Annotated in this window: 1 rRNA gene; it reads right to left on the bottom strand. The window is 53.7% G+C overall.

What is annotated here, in order from left to right:
• Window positions 1-27: 27 nt before the first annotated feature.
• A 23S ribosomal RNA gene (locus M1K46_RS25475) occupies window positions 28-1713 on the bottom strand; the annotation flags it as partial.

The raw sequence follows: 1713 nt of genomic DNA, 5'->3' as shown, positions 1-1713 counted from the left end.
TAAACGGTTCATACCGCTTTTGTTAATAAGGATAAGCCCTCGACCGATTAGTATCTGTCAGCTCCACGTGTCACCACGCTTCCACACCAGACCTATCAACCTCATCATCTCTAAGGGGTCTTACTCACTTGACGTGATGGGAAATCTCATCTTGAGGGGGGCTTCATGCTTAGATGCTTTCAGCACTTATCCCGTCCACACGTAGCTACCCAGCTATGCCCCTGGCGGAACAACTGGTACACCAGCGGTGTGTCCATCCCGGTCCTCTCGTACTAAGGACAGCTCCTCTCAAATTTCCTGCGCCCGCGACGGATAGGGACCGAACTGTCTCACGACGTTCTGAACCCAGCTCGCGTACCGCTTTAATGGGCGAACAGCCCAACCCTTGGGACCTACTTCAGCCCCAGGATGCGATGAGCCGACATCGAGGTGCCAAACCTCCCCGTCGATGTGGACTCTTGGGGGAGATAAGCCTGTTATCCCCAGGGTAGCTTTTATCCGTTGAGCGATGGCCCTTCCATGCGGAACCACCGGATCACTAAGCCCGACTTTCGTCCCTGCTCGACTTGTAGGTCTCGCAGTCAAGCTCCCTTGTGCCTTTACACTCTGCGAATGATTTCCAACCATTCTGAGGGAACCTTTGGGCGCCTCCGTTACAATTTAGGAGGCGACCGCCCCAGTCAAACTGCCCACCTGACACTGTCTCCGAACCGGATCACGGTTCCAGGTTAGAATTTCAATACAGTCAGGGTAGTATCCCACCGACGCCTCCATCGAAGCTGGCGCTCCGACTTCTCAGGCTCCTACCTATCCTGTACAAACTGTACCAAAATCCAATATCAAGCTGCAGTAAAGCTCCATGGGGTCTTTCCGTCCTGTCGCGGGTAACCTGCATCTTCACAGGTACTATAATTTCACCGGGTCTCTCGTTGAGACAGTATCCAAGTCGTTACACCTTTCGTGCGGGTCGGAACTTACCCGACAAGGAATTTCGCTACCTTAGGACCGTTATAGTTACGGCCGCCGTTTACTGGGGCTTCAATTCAGAGCTTCTCCCGTAAGGGATAACCCCTCCTCTTAACCTTCCAGCACCGGGCAGGTGTCAGCCCCTATACTTCGCCTTGCGGCTTCGCAGAGACCTGTGTTTTTGCTAAACAGTCGCTTGGATCTATTCACTGCGGCTCTCTCGGGCGTTAACCCTATCAGAGCACCCCTTCTCCCGAAGTTACGGGGTCATTTTGCCGAGTTCCTTAACGAGAGTTCTCCCGATCATCTTAGGATTCTCTCCTCGCCTACCTGTGTCGGTTTGCGGTACGGGCACCTCTTTCCTCACTAGAGGCTTTTCTTGGCAGTGTAGGATCAGGGACTTCGGTACTGTAATTTCCCTCGCCGTCACAGCTCAGCCTTCACGATTGCGGGATTTGCCTCACAATCAGCCTAACTGCTTAGACGCGCATTTCCAATCGCGCGCTCTCCCTACCTTCCTGCGTCCCCCCGTCGTTCAAACGGAAAGGAGGTGGTACAGGAATTTCAACCTGTTGGCCATCGCCTACGCCTTTCGGCCTCGGCTTAGGTCCCGACTAACCCTGAGCGGACGAGCCTTCCTCAGGAAACCTTAGGCTTTCGATGGACAAGATTCTCACTTGTCTTTCGCTACTCATACCGGCATTCTCACTTCAAAGCGCTCCACCAGTCCTTCCGGTCTGACTTCAC

It is taken from the genome of Fictibacillus sp. WQ 8-8, from assembly GCF_024494405.1.
GTDB classification, from domain to species: Bacteria; Bacillota; Bacilli; order Bacillales; family Fictibacillaceae; genus Fictibacillus_C; species Fictibacillus_C marinisediminis.
This window is presented reverse-complemented; position numbering and strand designations above follow the sequence as displayed.